The following is a 21,699-nucleotide window of genomic DNA, read 5'->3' on the forward strand; positions in this document are numbered from 1 at the left end:
GCACTGTGCTCCACGCACGAGCGCGGTCAGCGCAAGGTCGCACCGCCGTCCACGTACAGCTCCTGGAGGGTGATGTGGCGGGCGCGGTCCGATGCGAGGAAGACGACCGCGTCCGCGATGTCCTCGGGCGTGGCGATGCGGCCCAGGGGGATGCCCGTGCGGTACGTCTCCAAATTGCCGTCGAGGACGGCGGCGGGGGCCTCGGTGGCGGTGGCGGGCCAGAGGGCGCGTTGCATGGCGGTGTCGGTGGTGCCGGGGGCCACGACGTTGCAGCGGACGCCGCTGCGGGCGATCTCCAGGCCGAGGCACTTGGTGAACATCGCGGCGGCCGCCTTGGACGCGGCGTACGCGGCCATGCCGGTCCGGGGGATGCCTGCGGCGTTGGAGCCGACGGTGACGATGCAGCCGGAGCCGCGCGCCGTCATGTGGGAGGCGGCGGCGCGGGAGGTGTGGAAGACGCCCGTGGCGTTCACGGCGAACGTGTCGGCCCAGTCGGCGTCGGTGAGTTCGGCGGCGGGGCAACTGCGCAGGATGCCCGCCACGTTCACGAGGATGTCGAGGCCGCCGTGGTCGCGGATGGTGTCGGCGATCACCGACGTCACGGCGGTGGCGTCGGTGACGTCCAGGACGCGGGGTGTCATCGCTCCGCGCCACGCGGCGGCCAGTTCGTCGATGCCGTGGGCGTCGCGGTCGGTGGCGACGACGTGCGCGCCACGGGCGGCGAGCGCGGCGGCCACCGCGGCGCCGATGCCCTGGCCGGCGCCGGTCACCAGAGCCGTGCGCCCGGCGAACTCGCCCTCGGCGTTCCGTATGTGCTCAGGCATGCGTGAGCTACCTCCCCGAAGTTCAGTTAGGGAAGCCTAACCTAACCCATCCCGGTAAGGATCTTGGGAGGTCCGGGGAGGGATCTGACGGATCCGTGCCGGGTGGTCGGTGCGTGTGTTACCTTGCAAGCAGTACGTGTGTACGCCCTCTCTTCGGGGCGCCCGTACTGTCACCCCTTCTCCCGGTCCGCCGGGATCTGTTTCTCCTTCTCCCGGTCCGCCGGGATCTGTCAGGCCGGCTTCCGGCCTTCAGCGCACTGCCCGCCTTACGGCAGTTCTCTTTCTCCGCCCGCTGTGCGGGGGCGTGTCATCGCCGCCCCGCCGGGCCCCTCCCCTGCGTACGCCCATGAAGTTCGCGCATGTCCGTGAAAGGACGCCCCACCATGACTCTCACAGCAACTGAATCCTTGTCCGAGGCATCGGAGACAACTGCCCACGCGTGCAGCGGAGTTCTCGACGTCCAGCGTGACGGGCGCGGCTTCCTTCGGGGTGCCGCCTGCCTGCCCGGGAAGAACGACGTGCAGGTCCCCGTCGCCGTGATCCGCCAACTCGCGCTGCGCACCGGCGACTTCGTCGAAGGCGTCGTCGGCAGGCCCGGCGTGCTCGCCGGGGCCGAGCGGGTCAACGGACGTGCCCCCGAAGCCCTGCGCGGCCGGCCGCGGTTCGGCGAGCTGACGCCGCTGCATCCTCGCGAACGCCTCCGCCTCGAAACCGAGGGCGGGCCCGTCGCCGGGCGCCTCGTCGACCTCGTCGCGCCCGTCGGCAAGGGGCAGCGCGGCCTGATCGTCGCCCCGCCGAAGACCGGCAAGACCGTGCTGCTCCAGCAGATCGCCGCCGCCGTCGCCCAGAACCACCCCGAGTGCCATCTGATGGTCGTCCTCCTCGACGAGCGGCCCGAGGAGGTCACCGACATGCGGCGTTCGGTCCAGGGCGAGGTGCTGGCCTCGACCTTCGACCGGCCCGCCAAGGAGCACATCGCCCTCGCCGAACTCGCCGTCGAGCGCGCCAAGCGCATGGTCGAGGCGGGACGGGACGTCGTCATGCTCTTCGACTCGCTGACGCGGCTGTGCCGGGCGTACAACAACGCGGCCACCGGCAGCGGCCGCACCCTCAGCGGCGGTGTCGACGCCGCCGCCGTGCAAGGGCCGAAGCGGCTCTTCGGGGCCGCGCGCCTCGCCGAGGAAGGCGGCTCCCTGACCATGCTCGCGACCGCGCTCGTGGAGACCGGATCGCGCGCCGACGACTACTACTTCGAAGAGTTGAAGGGCACCGGCAACATGGAGCTGCGGCTCGACCGCGGCATCGCCGACCAGCGCGTCTTCCCGGCCGTCGACGTCATTCCGTCCGGCACCCGGCGCGAGGAACTCCTCGTGTCGGCGGAGGAGTTGAGCGCTGTACGCGGACTGCGGCGCGCGCTGCACGGGCGGGACCAGCACAGCGTCCTCGAGGTGCTGCTCGACCGGGTCAAGAAGACGCCGAGCAACGCCGCGTTCCTGCGGCAGGTGCGGCAGACCGTGCCCGGGGCTTAGTGGTCCGGGGTGCGGCCGTAATGGCGCTAAGGGCGCGTGACGCGCACCCGGTAGTCGCCGTCCTCGGTCACTCCCGTCACCGCGACCCGCACCCCGGTCTCGCGGTCCGTGAACGTCTCGCCGATGCCGTGGGTCGCGTCGGAGAGCTCCGCGTGGACGTTGGGGCGGCGGGTGCAGCCGCCGCTGTCGGGTGCCGCGTCCGAGACCGTGACCGGGCCCTGGCCGGTGTCGACCTCCGCGTCCACGCGGTAGACGAGGACGCCCGGCTTGCACACCGCCTCGTCGTTGCCGCCGCGGGTGCGGGCCTCGATCGCGTACCCCGTCTTCTCGTTCAGCGGGGCGAAGGCCAGCTTCGTGCCGCCGGAGCGGGCCAGCGGGGACAGGACGTGCTCGGTCGTGCCGGAGCTCGCGGCACAGCCGATCTGGTCGTCGTCGAGCCAGCCCAGCTTCCACTTGTGCCAGGCGAGCAGGTCGTTGTTGGCCCCCCAGTCCTCGCTCATGATGTCCCAGTGCCCGACCGCGCCGCCGCCGTCCTGCGTGTACAGGTCGGGCAGGCCGAAGACATGGCCGTTCTCGTGCGGCAGGACGCGGTAGCCCGTCTCGTGGTAGCTGCCCGAGCCGTCGTCCTGGCGGCTGTAGACGAAGGACGCGTTGGAGACCGGGACGCCGTCCGCGACCGGCGCCTCGTGGTTGCCCGCGAAGGTCACCGACAGGACGGTGTCGAGGGCGGAGGGGCCCGCGTTCGGGGTGATCAGGATGTTCACGAGGTCGTACGCCCGGAAGTCCACGTCCGGGTCGGCGGCCGCCACGATGTCCTCGACGAGCCGGCGGTAGCCGGGGTCGAAGGGGGCGCCGCGCTCTATCCCGTACTCCTTGAACGTCTTCGGCATCCGCAGCCACTCGGGTACGGGGGATTCGGGGCGGTAGTCGAGACGCCCGTACGAACTGGTGCGGAACCACTGGGACGTCTGCGGGAAGAACTCCGCCAGGCGGTCCATCGCACTGCCCTGACCCGGCGCGTCGGAGAAGTCGACCATGAGGTTCAGGGCCCGGACGGTGCCGGTGGAGCGCGAGTAGCCGGGCGGGGTGGGCATGCCCTCCGACATCTGCACGCCCATCGTGCCGCTGATCATGCACGGGCCGAGGGCGGTGCTCCGGGTGAGGGAGACCGGGCCCGCCGCGCTCGGCGCGTCCGCCATCAGGCGGCCGGTGCTCGCCGACGTGGTGACCGCGAGGGCCAGCGCGGCGACGGACGTCAGGGCGACGGCGCGGCGGGCGGGGCGTATCCGGCGCCGAGTCGGCTGCTGCATGCCTGGGCCTTCCACTCCGCGGCAGCCGCCGGTCCTGGCTGCACCCTGTCCGGTCAGCCTGTGACGGGGGGTGCGCGGGCGCTCGTTGGGTGCGACCGATCGAGGGTTTCCCGGCGAAAGTGGAGTGACTCAGGTCACATGGATTGGGTGGCGGAGCGGAAATATCCGGGGACTCTCTCCCCGTTTAGAAGTGTGTCCGCACGAAGCGGGGACTTACTCCCCACATCGCGGACCCTTGGAACCGTAAGCCGAGCACCCCGACCAACGAGGAGCAGCCGTGGACACCGCCACCGCCCCGCAGCGCCGAGTCACCCGCCCGCGGGCCGACGCCCTGCGCAACCGGGAGCGGATCGTCGCCGCCGCACGCGAGATGTTCGTGGAGCACGGAGCGGACGTGCCCCTCGACGAGGTCGCGCGCCGGGCCGGCGTCGGCAACGCCACGGTCTACCGCAACTTCGCCGACCGCGCCGAGCTGGTGCGCGAGGTCGTCCGCACGGTGACGGACCGCGTCGCGGACCTCGCCGAGCAGGGCATCGCCACGGCGGACGCCGACGAGGGCGCCGCCTTCGGTGCGCTGCGCACCTTCGTGCACGCCGCGGTCGACGAGCGGATCGGCGCCATGTGCCCGATGCTCGCGCCGGACTTCGACCCCTTCCACCCCGATCTGCTCGACTCCCGCGACCGCCTCGAACGGTCCATCGAAGGCCTCATGGAGCGGGCCCGCTCGGCGGGGCAGCTGCGCACCGACATCGACGTCGGTGACCTGATGGTCGCCCTCTCCCAGCTCACCCGGCCGCTGCCCGGCACGGCCTGCGTGAACATGGACAGCTTCATCCACCGTCACCTCCAGCTGTTCCTGGACGGGCTGATGACGCCCGCCCGGTCCGAGCTTCCGGGGGCGGCGGCGACGCTGAAGGACCTCCGTCGGCACTGACCTCTGCCGGCACTGACCCCCGCCGAACCGCACCCGCCCCCCTTTTTCCAGTTCGTTTTTCTGTTTCAGTTCACTCCGTACCGCTAGGTGGCTACCCCTATGTCCGAAACAGCCCTCAAGCCCGACTCAGGGCCAGACGCCAACCGCTGGAAAGCGCTCGTCTTCATCGCCCTCGCGCAGCTGATGGTCGTGCTCGACGCGACCATCGTGAACATCGCGCTGCCCTCCGCCCAGGAGGACCTCGGCATATCTGACGGCAACCGCCAGTGGGTCATCACGGCCTACGCGCTCGCCTTCGGCGGTCTGCTGCTCTTCGGCGGCCGCATCTCCGACCTGTGGGGCCGCAAGCGCACCTTCGTGACCGGTCTGATCGGTTTCGCCGCGGCCTCCGCGCTCGGCGGTGCCGCGACCGGTGAGGCCATGATGCTGGGCGCCCGCGCCCTCCAGGGCGTGTTCGGCGCGCTGCTCGCGCCCGCCGCCCTCTCGCTGCTCGCGGTGATGTTCACCGACGCCAAGGAGCGCGCCAAGGCCTTCGGCATCTACGGCGCGATCGCCGGTGGCGGCGGCGCCGTCGGCCTGATCCTCGGCGGCTTCCTCACCGAGTACCTGAACTGGCGCTGGACCTTCTTCGTCAACATCCCGTTCGCGGTGATCGCCGCCCTCGGCGCGTACTTCGTCATCCGTGAGCCGGCCGGCGGCCGCAACCGCTCGCCGCTCGACATCCCCGGCGTGGTCCTGTCCACCCTGGGCCTGGTCGCGCTGGTCTACGGCTTCACGCGCGCCGAGTCCGACGGCTGGTCGGACTCCGTGACGATCGGCATGTTCGTCGCGTCGGTCGTGCTGCTCGCCGCGTTCGTCCTCACCGAGGCCAAGGTCAAGTCGCCGCTGCTCCCGCTGCGCGTCCTGACCGAGCGCAACCGCGGTGGCGTCTACCTCTCGCTCGGCCTCGCCGTCATCGCGATGTTCGGCCTGTTCCTGTTCCTCACGTACTACCTGCAGATCGTCGAGGGCTACTCCCCGGTCAAGACCGGCTTCGCCTTCCTGCCGATGATCGCGGGCATGATCGTGGGCTCCACGCAGATCGGCGCCCGCCTGATGACGCGCGTCCCGCCGCGGCTGCTGATGGGCCCGGGCTTCCTGCTCGCCGCCGTCGGCATGCTGCTCCTGACGCAGCTCGAGGTCGGCTCCTCGTACACCGGGCTGATCATGCCGGCGCAGCTGATGCTCGGCCTCGGCATGGGTACGGCGTTCATGCCCGCCATGTCGCTCGCCACGCACGGCGTCGAGGCCCGTGACGCCGGTGTCGCCTCCGCGATGGTCAACACCTCGCAGCAGGTCGGCGGCGCCATCGGCACGGCGCTCCTGAACACCATCGCCGCCTCCGCGACCTCCGCGTACATCGCGGACCACGCGGCCGGCGCCGCCAACCCGAAGCTCGTCCAGGCGCAGGCCATGGTCGAGGGCTACACCAGCGCCATCTGGTGGGCGGTCGGCATCCTGGCCGTCTCCGCGCTGATCGCGGCGACGTTCATCAACACCGGCCACCAGGGCGGCGCTTCGGCCTCGGGCGACTCGACGGACGGCGCCGAGGACGAGGTGAAGATCCCGGTGATGGCCCACTGATCCGCTTGGACCCACTAGGGTCCAGTCAGATCCTCTTGGTGAGCACCTAGCGGAGCCAGGGGAGGTCCGCACCGGCCTCCTTGGGCTGAAGTCCCTCGGCGATGATCGTCATGATCTCGCCGAGGGACTTCTGCTGTTCCGGGGTGAGCCGGTCGAAGAGGGCCTGGCGGACGGCGGTCACATGACCGGGGGCGGTCCTGCGCAGCACCTCGAAGCCCTCGTCGGTGAGGATCGCCAGCTGCCCGCGCTTGTCGGAGGGGCAGTCCTCGCGGCGCACCCAGCCGCTCTTCTCCAGGCGGGCGATCGCGTGCGAGAGGCGGGACCGGGTGATCTTCATGGTCTTGGCCAGCTCGGTCATCCGCAGCCGCCGCCGGGGGGCGTCGGACAGCTGGACCAGGAGGCCGTAGTACATGTGCGGCATGCCCGCGTCGCGCTGGAGCTGACGGTCGAGGAAGTCGTCGAGAAGAGTGGTCGCCTGGAGATAGACCCGCCAGACGCGCTGCTCGTCGCCGTCCAGCCAGTGCGGCTCACCGGCCGGGGGAGGGGTCGCTGCCATATCCATGTACCCCACTGTACGAGGCCCTTCCTTGAAGTTTGAACAAACCGTGCGTACGGTTGACGTGAGAGCTTGAGCTTTCAAGTACTTTCTCCGCTTGTTTCACGTTCCGCCCGCCCGGAGGTGCGCGATGACCCGCATGCCCGCCCTGTACCTCAGCCATGGCGCCCCGCCGCTCGCCGACGATCCCGTCTGGCCCGGCGAGCTGGCCGCCTGGTCCGCGGAGCTGCCGCGCCCCAAGGCGATCCTGATGGTCTCCGCCCACTGGGAGGAGGCGCCGCTGGCCCTGTCCGCCACCGAGACACTGCCCCTCGTGTACGACTTCTGGGGCTTCCCCGAGCACTACTACCAGGTGACGTACGCCGCGCCGGGCGCGCCCGGACTCGCCGCCTCCGTACGCAAGTTGCTGCACGCGCCCGGTATGCCCGTGCAGGACGTGCCGGACCGCGGGCTCGACCACGGCGCGTACGTCCCGCTCGTGGAGATGTACCCGGACGCGGACGTCCCCGTGCTCCAGATCTCCCTGCCGACCCTCGACCCGCGCCGCCTCATGGACATCGGCCGCAGGCTGGCGCCGCTGCGCGACGAGGGGGTGCTGATCGTCGGCAGCGGTTTCTTCACGCACAACCTGGCCGCGCTGCGCCACGGCGGCGTGCCCGGCTGGTCGGCCGAGTTCGACGCCTGGGGGTACGAGGCCCTGGAGGCGGGTGACGTGGACGCGCTGCTCGACTTCGGGCACAAGTCCCCGGCCGGGCAGCTCGCCCACCCCCGCACCGAGCACTTCGCACCGCTCTTCGTCACGCTCGGCGCGGCCGAGGCGACAGGGGACCTCGGCGAGCAGCGCAGCGTGATCGACGGGTTCTGGATGGGGCTCGCGAAGAGGTCGGTGCAGTTCGGGTGAGGGGGGATGTGGGAGCGGATGTGGGGGCGGGCGGGCCCCGCGATGCCCCCTCTACGCGAGCGGTTCGCTGAGCTCGACGGCGCGCAGGGCCGCCGCCAGGGCCCGCTCGTCGCCGACGTCGAGCGCCGTGTCCGCGAACTTGATCACGTGCTCGTCGCCGTGCTCCATGGCCCGCTCGAAGATCTCCTCGGCGGAGAAGGTTCCCGGTGGGGCGTACGCCACGGGCTCGTCCGGCGCGTACATGGCGGTGATCGCCGCCGACGCCGTCCACGCGGCGTGCAGGCTCGGCACCCACAGGGCGCGGGGGAGCGCGGGCAGGGCGCGCAGCACGGCGTTGGGCGCGGTCGCAGCGTGCACCAGCATCGTCTCGTCGCCGTGGCCGTGGGTGGCGTACCGGTGGGTGGCCGCCCGCACCAGCTCCGTCAGCCGGCGCCTGGCCTCCTCCGGGTCGTCGACCGACGCGGCCCACACCGGCAGCCCTTCGACCCGGCCGAGCCGCGTCGGGTAGCCGCCGTCGGCCCGGTTCCCGATGGGCGGCACCGCGTCCAGCGCCCCGGCGGCGCTCTCGGCGCCCGGCAGGGTGGCGACACCGGCGAGCGGGTAGTGGCGAGCGGCCCAGTAGCCGAGGCCGTGCGCGAGCTCGGCGAGCCGGGGTTCGGTCAGGCCACCCGCCGTTGGCCCGCTCCCCGCCTGCCCGCTGCTCCCCGTCTGCCCGTTCCCCGCCTCCGCGTCGCTCTCCTCCAAGGTGCGTACGGCGTGGCCCACCCGGATCACCGGGTGCGTGGCACTGCCGTACAGGCCGGGCAGCAGGCGCGGCCACCACTCGGCGAGCACGTCGCGCCAGGGCCGGGCCTCGATCTCCCGGCCGAAGTACGCGATCCAGTCGGCGGCGCGGCGCGGGTCCCCCAGGGCGGCTCGCCAGTTCGCGTCGGTGACCGGCTCGAACGGGGCGGGAAACTCCTCCAGCTTGGGGGCGTAAAGATCCAGCCACCGGTGAACGGCCCGGGACTGCCCGTGCGCGGCAAGCGCCTCGACGGCCATCGGGGCGTGGTTGGTGAGCCGTCCAAGACGCTCGGGACCGGAGGTGTGCAACCGCTGCAGGGCTTCGTCGAGGATTCCTGTGGTGTCAGTCATGCGGGGACGGTAGGCCGCTGACCTGCCGGTGCGTAACGGGCTTGCGATCTAGGTCCTGGGGCCCAGGAAGGTCTGGGCCACGCCCGGCCGCAGCTCGTACCAGGCGACGTCCCAGTACCGTCCGAACTTCCTGCCGACCTCCTCGTACGTCCCCACGTGCCGGAAGCCGAAGCGCTCGTGCAGGCGGACCGAGGCCTCGTTCGGCTGGGCGATCCCGGCGTAGACGCGGTGCACGTCCTCGCCCTCCAGGGCTTCCAGGAGCGCCTTGTAGAGGAGCGTGCCGATGCCCCGGCCCGCGGCCTCCGGGGCGCAGTACACGCTGACTTCCACGGAGGTGGAGTAGGCGGGCTTCGGACGGAAAGGACTACTGGTCGCGTATCCGAGCACACGAGAGGTGTGGGGCCGGGAGCCGGGGCCGGGGGCCGGGCCGGAATCGTGCTCCTGAGCAACCAAGAGGCGGTGCGGGCCGTCTTCAGGGTGGGAGAGCAGCCAAGGGCGGCGCTCTTCCGGCAGGAAGGCGACGGTGTCGAAGGCGACGGCCGTCTCACGCACGTAGTGGTTGTAGAGGTCCGTCAGGGCCTCGAGATCAGCCTCTACGGCCGGTCTCACCTGCACCTCTGTACGTTCCGTCGGCATCCGGACCCCCTCCGTGGCGCGACAGGGTACTGCACCGCCGGGAAAAAAGATGCGCGGCTTGGGAATTCTGTCCGGATTCCAGTCGTTGTTTCCATCGGATGCAGGGCACCCGAGGGTGTGCCATCCACCACAGAGGCCCCAGAAAGGGCCGACCAGGACCACCATCGCAAGGGAGCACGCATGGCAACCCGTGCCGTCGCCCGTCGCAAGTCCGCCGCCTCCGGTGGGACCGACGCGGCACGCAGTGTTCGCGCCGTAGGCGGGGAGATCGCCGACCGCGACCTGGTCGGCATGTATCTCGACGAGATCGCGCGCACGCCGCTGCTCGACGCCGCCAAGGAAGTAGAGCTCTCCCAGGTCATCGAGGCGGGCGTGTATGCCCGCAAGATCCTGGACGGCGAGGTCGAGGACAGCAAGGTCACCGCGGACCGCGAGGAGCTCGAAGCCCTCGTGGCCGACGGCGAGCGCGCCAAGGACGTCTTCATCCGGTCGAACCTCCGCCTGGTCGTCGCGGTGGCCCGCCGCTATCCGCGCAGCGGCCTCCCCCTCCTCGACCTCATCCAGGAGGGCAACGCGGGCCTGGTCCGAGCCGTCGAGAAGTTCGACTACGCCAAGGGATTCAAGTTCTCCACGTACGCCACGTGGTGGATCCGCCAGGCCATCACCCGCTCGATAGCCGACCAGTCCCGCACCATCCGCCTCCCCGTCCACCTCGTGGAGGAGCTGGGCCGGATCCGCCGAGTCCAGCGCGAGTTCAACCGTGAGAACGGCCGGGATCCGGAGCCCGCCGAGATCGCCGCGGAGCTCGCCTCGACGCCCGAGCGCGTCAGCGACGTCCTGGACTGGGCCCGCGACCCCGTCTCGCTGAACATGGGCGTGGACGACGAGGGCGACACCCAGTTCGGCGACCTCCTGGAGGACACCTCGGCGGTCTCGCCCGAGCAGTCCGTCCTCTCGCTGCTGCGCAGCGAGGAGCTCGACGACCTGATCGGCCGCCTCGACCAGCGCACGGCCTCCATCATCAAGATGCGGTACGGCATCGACGACGGCCGCGAGCGCACGCTCACGGAGGTCGGCAAGGAGCACGGGCTGACCCGCGAGCGGATCCGCCAGATAGAGAAGCACGCGCTCCTGGAGCTGAAGAAGCTGGCGCGGGACACGGGGTTCGACGCGGCGGCCTAGGCGGCCGGCCTGGGGCGGTTGCCTTATCCTCCTGCGCCGTTTTGCCGGGGCGTCGCGCTTCGCGCGTTTTCCCCACCCGCCCGCCCTTTGTCCGGGAGCGAGCGGGTCAGGCGTTCGGCCATGTCCCTGATGCAGGCCACCAGCTCCCCCGGGCCGTGGACCGTGAAGTCGCAGTCCAGGACCGCCAGGCGTACCGCCAGCCATTCGACGGAGTCCGAGGCCGCGCAGCGCAGGCGGCAGGTGTGGTCGTCCACGGGCTCCACCGGTGCCAGGTGCGCGGGCAGCCGCGCGGCGATGAACTCCGCGGGCGCGCCGAAGGTCACATCCACGTCGTACGTCTGGCGTCCGCGCCACATCGACTGACGGATGTACTCCGCGGCGTCCCCCTGCGGCAGCTCCCGCGGCACGAACCGCGCCCCCGTCGCGAACGGATCGGCCACCCGGTCCACCCGGAAGGTCCGCCAGTCCTCGCGGTCGATGTCGTACGCCACGAGGTACCAGCGCCGGCCCGTCGACACCAGCTGGTACGGCTCGGTGAGGCGGCGCGACTCCGTGCCGTCGCCCGCCCGGTAGGCGAACCGCAGCCGCTCGTGGCCGGCCGCCGCCGACGCCATCACCGTCAGCGTCTCCGGCGCGATACTCGCCCCGTCCCCGCTGGTCAGCGCCGTCGTCGCGGTCTGCAGCGCGGAGACGCGGTGGCGCAGGCGCCCCGGCAGTACCTGCTCCAGCTTGGCGAGCGCCCGCACGGACGCCTCCTCCACGCCCTCCACCGCGTGCCCCGCCCCGGCCCGCAGGCCCACCGCGATGGCCACGGCCTCCTCGTCGTCCAGGACGAGCGGCGGCATGGCCTTGCCCGCGACGAGCCGGTAGCCACCGGCGGCGCCCTGGCTGGCCCGCACGGGGTAGCCGAGGTCCCGCAGCCGGTCGATGTCGCGCCGCACCGTGCGCCTGCTGACCCCAAGCCGCTCGGACAGCTCGGCGCCGGGCCACTCGCGGGGAGTCTGGAGGAGGGAAAGGAGCTGGAAGAGGCGCGCCGGGGTGTCGGCACCGGCCGCCGTACCGTCCGTCGTCATGGTCATGCCGCCGTCCCATCGTCGTCTTGCCGCGGTCGCGGCGTCGGTCGTGCCGTCGGTCGTGCCCTCGTGGTGCTGTCCGTCATGGCGTCCTCGTGGGTTGTCGTGGCGTCCGTGGTGTCGTCGGGCGTGGTCGTGGCGTCCGTGGTGTCGTCGTCGGGCCGTCCGTCATGGCGCCTGTGGTGCGGGCGTCCTGTGCCGTCAGGCCGTCCGTCATGGCGCCTGTGGTGCGGTCGTCTTGCGTCGTCAGGCCGCCGTCATGACGCCTGTGGCGCCGTAGTCATACGTCGCCATGCCGCCGTCACGCCGTCACGCCGTCGTCAAGCCAGCCACCCGGCATGTCGTCGTCACGGCGTCCTCACGCGTCCTCACGCCTCGTATCCGCCATGCCGTCGTCATGTCATCAGCATGCCGGATAATTAGGTCATGTCCTGGCCTATATGGCCCCTAGCCTTGCGGCATGACTTCACCCAGCACCGTTTCCGCCCCGGGGACACCTGCGGCCGTCGGCGACCGCCGGCGGTGGTTCGCCCTGGCCATCGTGATGACCGCCGCGTTCATGGACCTCGTCGACGTCACGATCGTCAACATCGCCATCCCGGCCATCCAGCGGGACGAGGGCGCCTCGTACAGCCAGATCCAGTGGATCACCGCGGGTTACGCCCTCGCCTTCGCCGCCGGTCTCGTCACCGGCGGCCGGCTCGGCGACATCCACGGCCGCAAGCGGCTCTTCCTGATAGGGATCACCGGCTTCACCGTCGCCTCCGCGCTCTGCGGCTTCGCGGTGAACCCGGAGATGCTGGTCGCCTCGCGCATCCTCCAGGGCGGCATGGCCGCGCTGATGGTCCCGCAGGTGCTGTCGATCGTGCACGCGACCTTCCCGGCCCACGAGCGCGGCAAGGTCTTCGGCCTCTTCGGCATGATCGTCGGCCTCGGCGCGGTCTCCGGGCCGCTGCTCGGCGCGCTGCTCACCGAGTGGAACATCTTCGGCCTCGAATGGCGCCCGATCTTCCTCATCAACCTGCCGGTCGGCATCGCGGGGCTCATCCTCGGACGGAAGTTCATCACCGAGTCGAAGGCGCCGCGCGCCCTCAAGCTGGACCTGTTCGGCGTCGTGCTGGTCACCGTCGGCCTGCTGATGCTGCTCTACCCGCTCACCCGCGGGCGCGAGCTGGGCTGGCCGGTGTGGGGTCACGTCATGATGGCGGGCTCGCTCGTCGTCTTCGCCGCCCTCGTCGCGTACGAGAAGAAGAAGGCGGCCAAGGACGGCTCGCCGCTCGTCGAACTGTCGCTGTTCAAGGTGAAGAGCTTCGCCGCGGGCATCGCCGTGCAGACCGTCTTCGGTGTCACGATGGGCATCTTCTTCCTGGTCTGGACGCTCTACATGCAGGTCGGCCTCGGCTGGACCGCGCTGCGCGCCGGACTGACCGGGGTGCCGTTCTCGATCGCCGTCTCGGCGGCGGCCGGCATCTCCGTGCAGAAGCTCGTGCCCCGTTTCGGCCGCAAGGTGCTGCAGGCCGGTGCCCTGGCGATGGCGGCGGGCGTACTGATCTACATCTGGGAGGCCGGCCGGTACGGCGCGGACATCGCCCCCTGGCAGATGGCGCTCCCGCTGGTCGTGATGGGCGTCGGCATGGGCCTGATCGTCGCCCCGCTGACGGACGCGGTTCTCTCGGAGGTTCCGCGGGAGCACGCGGGTTCGGCCTCCGGTCTCATCAACACCGTGCAGCAGATGGGCACCGCGCTCGGCCTCGGCCTGGTGTCGGTGGTCTTCTTCGGAGTGATCGACGAGCGGGTCCCGAGGGAGCGGATCCCCGCGGAGTTCGCGGACGGCTTCCAGAACGCGCTGTGGTGGGTGACGGGTGTGCTCGCCGTCATCTTCCTGGTGATGTTCGCCCTGCCGGCGAAGCCGCGGGTGCACGTGGAGGGTGGCGCGGGCGAGGAGCTGCCCGCCGCTGCCGCCGCCGACGACGAACTCGCGGACAAGGAGCCTGCGTTGACGCGGTAGCGGGGTGGCGTGGTCCCGGTGAGGTGGGCGGCCTGGGCGGCCCGGGCGGCCCGGGCGGCCCGGTGGGGAACTCTGGAGTTACGCGAGTTCCGCCTGGGCCGCCGCCGTGTCCAGGGACTCCAGGACGTCCTTCGGGCTGCCGCCCTTCACGACCGCCTCGCCGATACGGCGGCGCACCGCGCTCCGGACCTCCGGCCAGGAACCGAGGTTCGTCGGCTGGAACTGCGCCTGCGGCATCTGGTCGATGAAGTCCCACAGCGGCCGCTGCTTGGGGTCCTCGCGCAGGGCGTCCGCCGCGGAGCTCGTCACCGGCAGGGCGGACTGACTTCCGCCGTACGCCAACGCGGACTTCCTGCCGTACAGATAGCTCAGGAACGTGCCGCACTGCTCGCGCCGCCCGTTCTGCTTGAACGCCATCAGCCAGTCGTTGAGACCCACGGGCGGCGCCACGCCGCCGAGCTTCTTGGGGAACGGGGCGTGCGCGTAAGGGAACTTGGCCTGATCGGCGGCGCCCATCAGGACCGGGTGGGCGATCATCATGCCGATCTTGCCGCGCAGGAACTGGGCGTACGCCTCCGTCCTGGTCAGCGACTTGGGGTCGGCGCCCGCCAGGCCGCGCGCCACGAGGTTGTCGCGCAGCCAGGTGAGGGTGTCGATGTTGCTGGGGGTGGCGAAGTCGTAGCCGGTGAGACCGGCGTAGCCGCCGCCGTCCGCGAGGAGCCAGGCGAGCGCCTCGTCCTCGGCGGCCTCCGGACCGAGCTGCAGACCGTACGGGGTGGGTACGCCGATCGCCTTCAACGCCTCGGCCGCCTCCCGCAGTTCGGCCCAGGAGCGGGGCGCCTTGACGCGGGCCTGCCTGAAGAGGGCCTTGTTGTAGAAGAGGCGCGGGGTGCTGGCCAGGAAGGGCAGGCCGTACTGGACGCGGTCGACCATGCCCGCCTCCGCGTAGGAGCGGATGAAGTCGCCCTCGGTCCGGACGTCGAAGAGGTCGTCGGCGCCGTACAGCTTGCCGTCCTCGGCGTAGGGCGCGAAGAAGTTGGACTGCGCGATGTCGGGGGCGTCGCCGTCCTTCACGCGCCGGGCGAGGGTCTGGTCGAGCTTGGTGAACGGGACGCGTTCGAGGTGGACCTCGATGTCCGGGTGGGCCTTCTTGAAGGCGCCGATGAGGCCGCCCCACTGGTCGCCGATCGAGGAGCCCACGCTCTTGTCGTAGCTGGCCACGAGGAGCTTGAGCGGGGAGTCGGTCTCGGCGGAACAGGCGGTCAGGCCGACGGTGCCGAGGGCGGTGGCGCCGAGGGCGGTGGCGCCGGTGAGACCGGCCGTGTGGAGAAGGAACTTCCGACGACGCACCTGTTCGCCACCTTTTGCCTCTGCGGTTCTACATGCTTTCGTGGTGGCAGATTCTGCCACAGGGGCAGTTAGTGGCGACGAGGTGGTCCGTGGTGGGCTGACATAACCTGCCTGTCATGCCCAGTGGTTCGCAGTCGTCACAACCGTCGCTGACGGAGCGCCGTAAGGCCGAGACCCGCCTCGACATCGCCCGCACAGCGGCGGCGCTTTTCGTCGCAGACGGACTGCGTGCCACCCGTGCCGAGGACATCGCCCGGGCGGCGGGCGTGGCGCCGCGCACCTTCTACCGCTACTTCGCGACCAAGGAGGAGTCGGTCGCGCCGCTCTTCGTCGCGGGGGCGCAGCAGTGGGCGGAGGCGGTGCGCCGGGCACCGGCGGAGCTGTCCGTTCCGGACGCGCTGCGGCACGCGGTCGCGGACGCGCTCGGCGCCGACGACGCGGGCGCGGCGGAGTCCCTGGACTGGGTGCGCGCGCTGCTGCGCATGTCGGCGGAGAGCCCGGCGCTGCGCTCGGTGTGGGCGGACGCGTGCCACGCGTCGGAGCAGACGCTCCTGTCGGTGCTGGCGGAGCGTGCCGGCGCGCGGGGTCCGGCGGACCCCGAGTCGGAAGGCGCTGACCTGGACCTTCGCCTCGCGGCGGCCGTCGCGAGTGCGGCGGTGCGGGTGGCCGTCGAGACCTGGGCCGCGGGCGGCGCACCGGCGGACAACGCCACCGACGGCCCGGCTGCGCTCGCGGCGCGCTGCCTCGCGTCGCTGGACGCCTTTCCCTGGCCGTAGGGCCGGCCAGAAGCGACCCATCGCCTGTCTATCTTCGGCTGCCGATGGAAGTCCGTTTGTGTCCGAGTAGCGCCCGAAGTTGTTTACTTTCCGGAAATCCAGCCGTACTCTGCGAGTGAAACCACAGGCTCGGGCATTCGGTGGAGGCGAACGGACATGTACGCACCGGAGCGGCAGCAGGAGATCCTGCGGCTCGCGCGGGACGGTGGGCGGGTCGACGTCCTGTCACTGGCCGAGGAGTTCCAGGTCACCGCGGAGACCATCCGGCGCGACCTGAAGGCGCTCGACCGGGCCGGTCTCGTCCGCCGCGTGCACGGGGGCGCCATCCCCGCCGGGCGCCTCGACTTCGAGCCGGACCTCGCCGAGCGCGAGGGCACCGCCGCCGACGAGAAGGACCGCATCGCCCGCGCCGCCCTCGCCGAGCTGCCCGCCGAGGGCAGCGTCATCCTCGACGCCGGGTCGACCGTCGCGCGCCTTGCGGCGGGGCTCCCGCTGGAGTCGACGCTCACCGTCGTCACACACAGCCTGCCGACGGCCGCCCGCCTCGCCGACCACCCCGGCATCCAGCTCCACCTCATCGGCGGCCGGGTCCGGCAGCGTACGCGCGCGGCGGTCGACGCATGGGCCCTTCGGGCGTACGGCGAGATCCGCGCCGACGTCGTCTTCCTCGCCGCCAACGGATTCTCCGCGCAGAGCGGCCTCACCACCCCCGACCTCGCCGAGGCCGCCGTGAAGCGGGCGGCCGTCGCCGCCGCCCGCCGCGTCGTGCTGCTCGCCGACTCGGCCAAGCACGGCCAGGAGCACTTCGCCCGCTTCGGCGGCCTCGCCGACGTGGACCTGCTGATCACCGACACCGGCCTGACCGATGACGACGCGGCCGCCATCGAGCGCGGCGGCACGGAAGTAGTACGCGCATGATCCTCACCGTCACCCCCAACCCGTCCCTCGACCGCACTTACGAGGTGCCGTCCCTCGACCGGGGCGAGGTCGTCCGCGCCACGGGCGAGCGCATGGACCCGGGCGGCAAGGGCGTCAACGTCTCGCGGGCCGTCGCGGCCGCGGGCGTGCGGACGGTCGCCGTGCTGCCCCTCGGCGGAGCGCCCGGCGCCCTCGTCGCCCAACTCCTGCGGGAGCAGGGCATCGAGGCGGCCCCGGTGCCGGTGGCCGGGCAGACCCGTTCCAACATCGCGGTGGCGGAGCCGGACGGCACCCTCACGAAGATCAACGCGCCCGGCCCCGAACTATTCGAGCGGGAGCGCGAGTTGCTGCTCGCCGCGATCGGTGAGCGGTCGGCCGGCGCCGACTGGATCGCCTGCTGCGGCAGCCTGCCGCGGGGCCTGAAGCCTTCCTGGTACGCGGAGTTGGTGGCCCGCGCGCACGCGGCGGGCGCCCGGATCGCCCTGGACACCTCGGGCCCCGCCCTGCTCGCCGCGCTCGCCGAACGCCCCGACGTCGTCAAGCCCAACGTCGAGGAGCTCGCCGAGGCCGTGGCCCGCCCTCTGGTGACGGTCGGCGACGCGGTCGAGGCGGCGGAGGAGCTGCGGGGGGCGGGCGCACGCGCCGTCCTCGCCAGCCTGGGCGCCGACGGCCAGCTCCTGGTCGACGCGACGGGCACGTACTTCGCGAGCGCGCCCGTCGCCACCGTGCGCAGCAACGTCGGCGCCGGCGACTCCTCCCTCGCCGGCTTCCTGATCGCCGGCGGCAGCGGGCCGCGCGCACTCGCCTCCGCCGTGGCACACGGCGCGGCCGCGGTCCAACTCCCGGGCAGCGCAATGCCGACCCCGTCGGACCTGGCCCCGTCCGCGGTCACGCTAACGGACAAGCCCCCCTTGTCCCGCCCCCTGACAGAACCCGCCCCATGACCCCCGCCCCGCACCCTCTCCCCACCCCCCGACGCCCGGCGCCCCCTGCCCACGCAGTCACCCCTGCCCCCTCAGCGTCCCCTGCCCACGCAGTCACCTCCGCCCCCTCAGCACCCCCTGCTCTTCCAGCGGCCCTCACCCCCTCACTCGCCCCTGCCCCCTCAGCGTCCCCTGCCCACGCAGTCACCTTCGCCCCCTCAGCACCCCCTGCTCCTCCAGCGGCCCTCACCCCCTCACTCGCCCCCGCCCCCGCAGCGACTCCCACCCCCGTACCTGCCGCCGTTCCTCCAGCGGCTCCCGCTCCCTCGGCGCCCCCTGCTCCTCGGGTGGCCCGTGTCTCCTCACTCGCCCCCTCTCCCTCAACAGCCCCCGCCCCCGCACCTGCCGCATCCCTTCAGCGGCACCCGTCCCCGCCCCGGCCCCGCCTCCCCGGTTCTCCCCCCGCCCCCGCTCCCCCAGGTGAAGCCCGCCGCGTCGCCCCGGGCGCGGCGGCTCCTCACCGGCCCGCCACCACACCAATAGCCCCGCCCCCCAGTAGCCCCCCAGCTGCCCCCGTCCCCCCAACACCCCCTCCGCCCACCCAGCAACACCAGCGGCGGCACGGGTGATACGCGTGCGAAGGAGCCCGCGATGACTCAGATGATCAGCGCGGACCTGGTCGACCTCGAACTCGACCTGTCCGCCGAAACCAAGGAAGCCGCGGCCCGCTCCCTCGCCGAACGCATGGTGGCCCTCGGCCGAGTGACCGACCTGGACGGGTTCCTGGCCGATGTCGCGGCCCGTGAGGCGCAGATGCCGACCGGCCTGGACGGCGGCATCGGCATCCCGCACTGCCGCAGCGCGCACGTCACCGAGCCGACCCTCGCGTTCGGCCGCTCGGCACGCGGCATCGACTTCGGCGCACCGGACGGCCCCGCCGACCTGATCTTCCTGATCGCGGCCCCGGCGGGCGCGGACGACGCCCACCTGACGATCCTGTCGTCCCTGGCACGGCAGCTGATGGACGCGGAGTTCACGGCCGCACTGCGGTCGGCGGAGTCGGCCACGGAGGCGGCGGCCCTGATCAGCGGCGAGGCAGCCGAAGCCGAAACGGACGTCGCAGCCGAAGCCCTCCCCGCCGCCGACGCTCCCGACGCTGACGCTGACGCCGACGCCAACCCAACCCCCACGCCCACCCCGGCCCCTCCCCCCACCCAACCCTTCCGCATCGTCGCCGTCACCTCCTGTCCCACAGGCATCGCCCACACCTACATGGCCGCGGAGTCCCTCGAAAACGCCGCCCGTGGCGCCGGCGTGGAGATCGTGGTCGAGACGCAGGGGTCGGCCGGCTTCACCCGCCTCGACCCCGCCGTCATCGCCGCCGCGGACGGCGTCGTCTTCGCGCACGACGTCCCGGTACGGGACAAGGACCGTTTCGCCGGAAAGCCCACCGTCGACGTAGGGGTGAAGGCCGGCATCAACCGTCCCGCCGAACTCATCGCGGAGGTGAGGGAAAAGGCCGCACGTGGTGAGACGGCCACCCCCACCACTGGGGGGCCCACCCCCGTCGACAACACGGGCGACAGCGGCGACGGCTACGCCACCAAGCTCCGCAAGTGGCTGATGTCCGGCGTCAGTTACATGGTCCCCTTCGTCGCCGCGGGCGGCCTCCTGATCGCCCTCGGATTCGCCATCGGCGGCTGGAAGATCGACAAGGCCCCGTCCGTCGCCGAGCACTTCATCTGGACGGACCACACCAGCTGGGCCGCGCTGCTCTTCCAGATCGGCGGTCTCGCCTTCGCCTTCCTGGTCCCGGTCCTCGCCGGCTACATCGCGTACGGAATGGCAGACCGGCCGGGCCTGGTCCCCGGCTTCGTCGGCGGCTCGGTCGCCGTCACCATCAACGCCGGCTTCCTCGGCGGCCTCGCCGCCGGCCTGATCGCCGGCGCCGTCGTCATGTGCATCCAACGGGTCCGTATCCCGGCCGTGCTACGCGGCATCATGCCGGTCGTGGTGATCCCGCTGATCTCCTCGGCGGTGGTCGGCTTCCTGATGTTCCTCGTCGTCGGCAAGCCCATCGCCTCGCTGCAGAGCTCGCTGACCGACTGGCTGGAGGGTCTCTCCGGAGCCAACGCCGTCATCCTCGGCGTCATCCTCGGCCTGATGATGTGCTTCGACCTCGGCGGCCCGCTGAACAAGGTGGCCTACGCCTTCGCCGTCGGCGGCCTCGCCCACCCGACCGACGGCAGCCTCAAGGTCATGGCCGCGGTGATGGCGGCCGGCATGGTCCCGCCGCTCGCCATGGCGCTCGCCACGACGGTCCGCGGACGTCTCTTCACCAAGACCGAACGGGAGAACGGCAAGGCGGCCTGGTTCCTCGGCGCCTCCTTCATCACGGAGGGCGCGATTCCGTTCGCGGCGGCCGACCCGTTGCGCGTGATCCCCGCGTCCATGGCGGGCGGCGCCGTCACCGGAGCCCTGTCGATGGCCTTCGGCTGCACTCTGCGCGCGCCCCACGGCGGTGTGTTCGTGGTCCCGCTGATCGGCAGCCCCCTGCTCTACCTCGTGGCGATCGCCGCCGGTGTCTGCGTCTCGACGGTCGTCGTCGTCCTGCTCAAGGGAGCCAGGAAGACGGCACCCGGGGAGACGGCGGTGACGGAGGAGGAGGCTGTGGCGGGCGTGACCGACGCCAAGGACGCCAAGGGGTCCCCCGCGGCGGTCTGAACCGGAGTGTGCGACTTGCGTCACTTCGGGACCTAAGTCCCATTACCCCCTGTCGAAAGCCCCGGGCGCTGTTGTCTACTGGGCCGCATGCTCCAGGATGTCTCGATCGTTCAGCAGATAGGCGTGGCCGTCCTCGCCGCGGCGACCGTCGCCTGGGCCGTCGGCCTGGTGCGGATGATGCGCAAGGGCCGCTTCGCCGTGGAGGCGCCGCGCCCCGCTCCGTCGCTCCGCGCGCTGCCGGCCCAGCAGGGCCCGCCGCGCGCGGAGACCGTGGAGCTCACGCCGGACGAGCGGGACGCCTTCGCGGGTCTCGTACGACAGTTCGGCGACGGACGCTGACTCAGGAGCTCAGGAGCTCAGGAGCTCAGGAGCTCAGGAGCTCAGGAGCTCAGGAGCTCAGGAGCTCAGGAGCTCAGGAGCTCAGGAGCTCAGGAACTCGGGAGATCAGGAGCGGTTGCGGCTCCGCGCCGTCCAGTCGCGGGCCCTGCGCTCCATCGCGGCGCGGGCCGCCTCCTCGCTGTCGTACACCTCGCACATGTGCCGCCCGTCGGGCGTGAGCGTGTGCTCGACCTCCCACAGGCTGATCTCGCCGCCGTCGAAGAGCAGGAACGCGTGCTCGTAGAGCGAGAAGGACGTGCGTATCTCACCGGTCAGGCAGGGGCGGCCGAAGGCCTGGGTGATCTGGTGCGCGAACGCCGCGCGCAGCAGTCGCGCGACGCTCTCGTCGGGCCGGTCGCCGTCCGGGTTCTCCGCGCGGCGCAGGAGCCGGCGCGCGTGGTCCGCGGAGTCGTCCGGAACATACGCGTGACGCGGCTCGGAGTCGGCGGGGAACTGGAGCACGACGGGCCGGCCGCACGCCGGCGGGTCGGGCGGCAGCGGCAGCCGTGAGGTGGCGACGCCCGCCTCCTCCTCGTCGGCGTAGACCTCGTGGGTCGGGGCGCTGCCCGGCGCGGTGTTGTGGACGAGCTCCCAGAGGGTCAGCACGGAGGCGTCGGCGAGCAGCCACGTGTGTCTGTACGTCTCGCGGTGCAGCCCCGAGCTGTGGTGCGCGGAGTGCAGGGAGCTGTCGTGGGCGAGGGCGGAGCCCAGGCGGGCCAGGACCTCGTCCGGCAGGTCGAAGGAGTTCAGGGCACGGCCGAGGAGTCGCTCGAGGTGCTCCTCCGGAGAGTGTGGCTCGGGCGACTCGGGTGGCTCGTACGCAGTGTCGTACGGAACGCTCAAGGCTTGCTCCCGGCGTTGCTACATGTCACCTGGTGAGTGCATACCGTAGCCCCTGGGTCCGACATCATGCCCGGGAA

The 21,699-nt window shown here is 71.8% G+C and carries 19 protein-coding genes; 11 read left to right on the forward strand and 8 right to left on the reverse strand.

Going from position 1 to position 21,699, the window contains the following annotated elements:
- Positions 1-26: 26 nt before the first annotated feature.
- Positions 27-824 (reverse strand): 2,3-dihydro-2,3-dihydroxybenzoate dehydrogenase, encoded by a 798-nt coding sequence (locus ACZ56E_RS23770; protein WP_471217073.1) that lies wholly within the window; start codon positions 822-824, stop codon positions 27-29.
- Positions 825-1,207: 383 nt separating this feature from the next.
- On the opposite strand from ACZ56E_RS23770, the gene rho reads away from it, so the two are divergent.
- Positions 1,208-2,353 carry a transcription termination factor Rho gene (gene rho, locus ACZ56E_RS23775; protein ID WP_471217075.1) on the forward strand — a complete coding sequence of 382 codons (1,146 nt, stop codon included), beginning with the start codon at positions 1,208-1,210 and terminating at the stop codon, positions 2,351-2,353.
- Positions 2,354-2,379: 26 nt separating this feature from the next.
- Here rho and ACZ56E_RS23780 read toward each other — a convergent pair whose 3' ends face one another.
- The gene (locus ACZ56E_RS23780) at positions 2,380-3,663 is read right to left on the reverse strand and encodes a M6 family metalloprotease domain-containing protein (RefSeq protein ID WP_471217076.1); all 1,284 of its coding nucleotides are present in this window, start codon (positions 3,661-3,663) and stop codon (positions 2,380-2,382) included.
- A 277-nt stretch (positions 3,664-3,940) separates the two neighbouring features.
- Between ACZ56E_RS23780 and ACZ56E_RS23785 the strand changes: the two genes are divergently transcribed.
- Positions 3,941-4,597 (forward strand): TetR/AcrR family transcriptional regulator, encoded by a 657-nt coding sequence (locus ACZ56E_RS23785; protein WP_468610365.1) that lies wholly within the window; start codon positions 3,941-3,943, stop codon positions 4,595-4,597.
- Between the two features lie 99 nt (positions 4,598-4,696).
- Complete coding sequence (locus tag ACZ56E_RS23790; RefSeq protein WP_471217079.1) at positions 4,697-6,220, forward strand: MFS transporter; 1,524 nt, start codon at positions 4,697-4,699, stop codon at positions 6,218-6,220.
- Between the two features lie 46 nt (positions 6,221-6,266).
- Here ACZ56E_RS23790 and ACZ56E_RS23795 read toward each other — a convergent pair whose 3' ends face one another.
- Entirely contained in the window at positions 6,267-6,782 is a 516-nt protein-coding gene (locus ACZ56E_RS23795; protein WP_471217081.1) for a MarR family winged helix-turn-helix transcriptional regulator, read from the reverse strand.
- Between the two features lie 133 nt (positions 6,783-6,915).
- Here ACZ56E_RS23795 and ACZ56E_RS23800 point away from each other — a divergent pair, with 133 nt between their 5' ends.
- On the forward strand, positions 6,916-7,677 hold the full coding sequence (locus ACZ56E_RS23800; RefSeq protein ID WP_471217222.1) for a dioxygenase family protein: 762 nt from the start codon (positions 6,916-6,918) through the stop codon (positions 7,675-7,677).
- Between the two features lie 51 nt (positions 7,678-7,728).
- Here the strand turns inward: ACZ56E_RS23800 and ACZ56E_RS23805 are convergent, their stop codons facing one another.
- Both ACZ56E_RS23805 and ACZ56E_RS23810 read right to left on the reverse strand, forming a co-directional pair.
- Complete coding sequence (locus tag ACZ56E_RS23805) at positions 7,729-8,811, reverse strand: questin oxidase family protein (RefSeq protein ID WP_471217083.1); 1,083 nt, start codon at positions 8,809-8,811, stop codon at positions 7,729-7,731.
- Between the two features lie 48 nt (positions 8,812-8,859).
- Positions 8,860-9,447 (reverse strand): GNAT family N-acetyltransferase, encoded by a 588-nt coding sequence (locus ACZ56E_RS23810; protein WP_471217085.1) that lies wholly within the window; start codon positions 9,445-9,447, stop codon positions 8,860-8,862.
- 180 nt (positions 9,448-9,627) lie between these two features.
- Between ACZ56E_RS23810 and ACZ56E_RS23815 the strand changes: the two genes are divergently transcribed.
- A complete protein-coding gene (locus tag ACZ56E_RS23815) occupies positions 9,628-10,629 on the forward strand; it encodes a sigma-70 family RNA polymerase sigma factor (RefSeq protein WP_471217087.1) in 1,002 nt (333 codons plus the stop codon).
- 23 nt (positions 10,630-10,652) lie between these two features.
- Here ACZ56E_RS23815 and ACZ56E_RS23820 read toward each other — a convergent pair whose 3' ends face one another.
- Positions 10,653-11,702: a helix-turn-helix transcriptional regulator gene (locus ACZ56E_RS23820; protein ID WP_471217224.1), complete on the reverse strand. Its 1,050-nt coding sequence runs from the start codon at positions 11,700-11,702 to the stop codon at positions 10,653-10,655.
- A 460-nt stretch (positions 11,703-12,162) separates the two neighbouring features.
- Between ACZ56E_RS23820 and ACZ56E_RS23825 the strand changes: the two genes are divergently transcribed.
- Positions 12,163-13,710 (forward strand): MFS transporter, encoded by a 1,548-nt coding sequence (locus tag ACZ56E_RS23825; protein ID WP_471217089.1) that lies wholly within the window; start codon positions 12,163-12,165, stop codon positions 13,708-13,710.
- A gap of 78 nt (positions 13,711-13,788) precedes the next feature.
- Here the strand turns inward: ACZ56E_RS23825 and ACZ56E_RS23830 are convergent, their stop codons facing one another.
- The gene (locus tag ACZ56E_RS23830; protein WP_471217091.1) at positions 13,789-15,060 is read right to left on the reverse strand and encodes an extracellular solute-binding protein; all 1,272 of its coding nucleotides are present in this window, start codon (positions 15,058-15,060) and stop codon (positions 13,789-13,791) included.
- Between the two features lie 116 nt (positions 15,061-15,176).
- Between ACZ56E_RS23830 and ACZ56E_RS23835 the strand changes: the two genes are divergently transcribed.
- The 5 genes from ACZ56E_RS23835 to ACZ56E_RS23855 all read left to right on the forward strand — a co-directional run bounded on the left by ACZ56E_RS23835 (position 15,177) and on the right by ACZ56E_RS23855 (position 20,740).
- Positions 15,177-15,836, forward strand: a complete 660-nt coding sequence (locus ACZ56E_RS23835; protein WP_471217094.1) for a TetR/AcrR family transcriptional regulator — start codon at positions 15,177-15,179, stop codon at positions 15,834-15,836.
- 156 nt (positions 15,837-15,992) lie between these two features.
- Entirely contained in the window at positions 15,993-16,754 is a 762-nt protein-coding gene (locus ACZ56E_RS23840) for a DeoR/GlpR family DNA-binding transcription regulator (RefSeq protein WP_468715430.1), read from the forward strand.
- A complete protein-coding gene (gene pfkB, locus ACZ56E_RS23845) occupies positions 16,751-17,698 on the forward strand; it encodes a 1-phosphofructokinase (protein WP_471217096.1) in 948 nt (315 codons plus the stop codon). The genes ACZ56E_RS23840 and pfkB overlap by 4 nt, the downstream gene beginning before the upstream one ends.
- A 630-nt stretch (positions 17,699-18,328) precedes the next feature.
- Positions 18,329-20,401: a PTS fructose transporter subunit IIABC gene (locus ACZ56E_RS23850; RefSeq protein ID WP_471217098.1), complete on the forward strand. Its 2,073-nt coding sequence runs from the start codon at positions 18,329-18,331 to the stop codon at positions 20,399-20,401.
- Between the two features lie 87 nt (positions 20,402-20,488).
- On the forward strand, positions 20,489-20,740 hold the full coding sequence (locus tag ACZ56E_RS23855; protein ID WP_471217100.1) for a hypothetical protein: 252 nt from the start codon (positions 20,489-20,491) through the stop codon (positions 20,738-20,740).
- A 105-nt stretch (positions 20,741-20,845) separates the two neighbouring features.
- Here the strand turns inward: ACZ56E_RS23855 and ACZ56E_RS23860 are convergent, their stop codons facing one another.
- The gene (locus tag ACZ56E_RS23860; protein WP_471217102.1) at positions 20,846-21,622 is read right to left on the reverse strand and encodes a DUF6227 family protein; all 777 of its coding nucleotides are present in this window, start codon (positions 21,620-21,622) and stop codon (positions 20,846-20,848) included.
- Positions 21,623-21,699: the final 77 nt, after the last annotated feature.

The sequence above is a fragment of the Streptomyces sp. NPDC039480 genome (assembly GCF_055597165.1).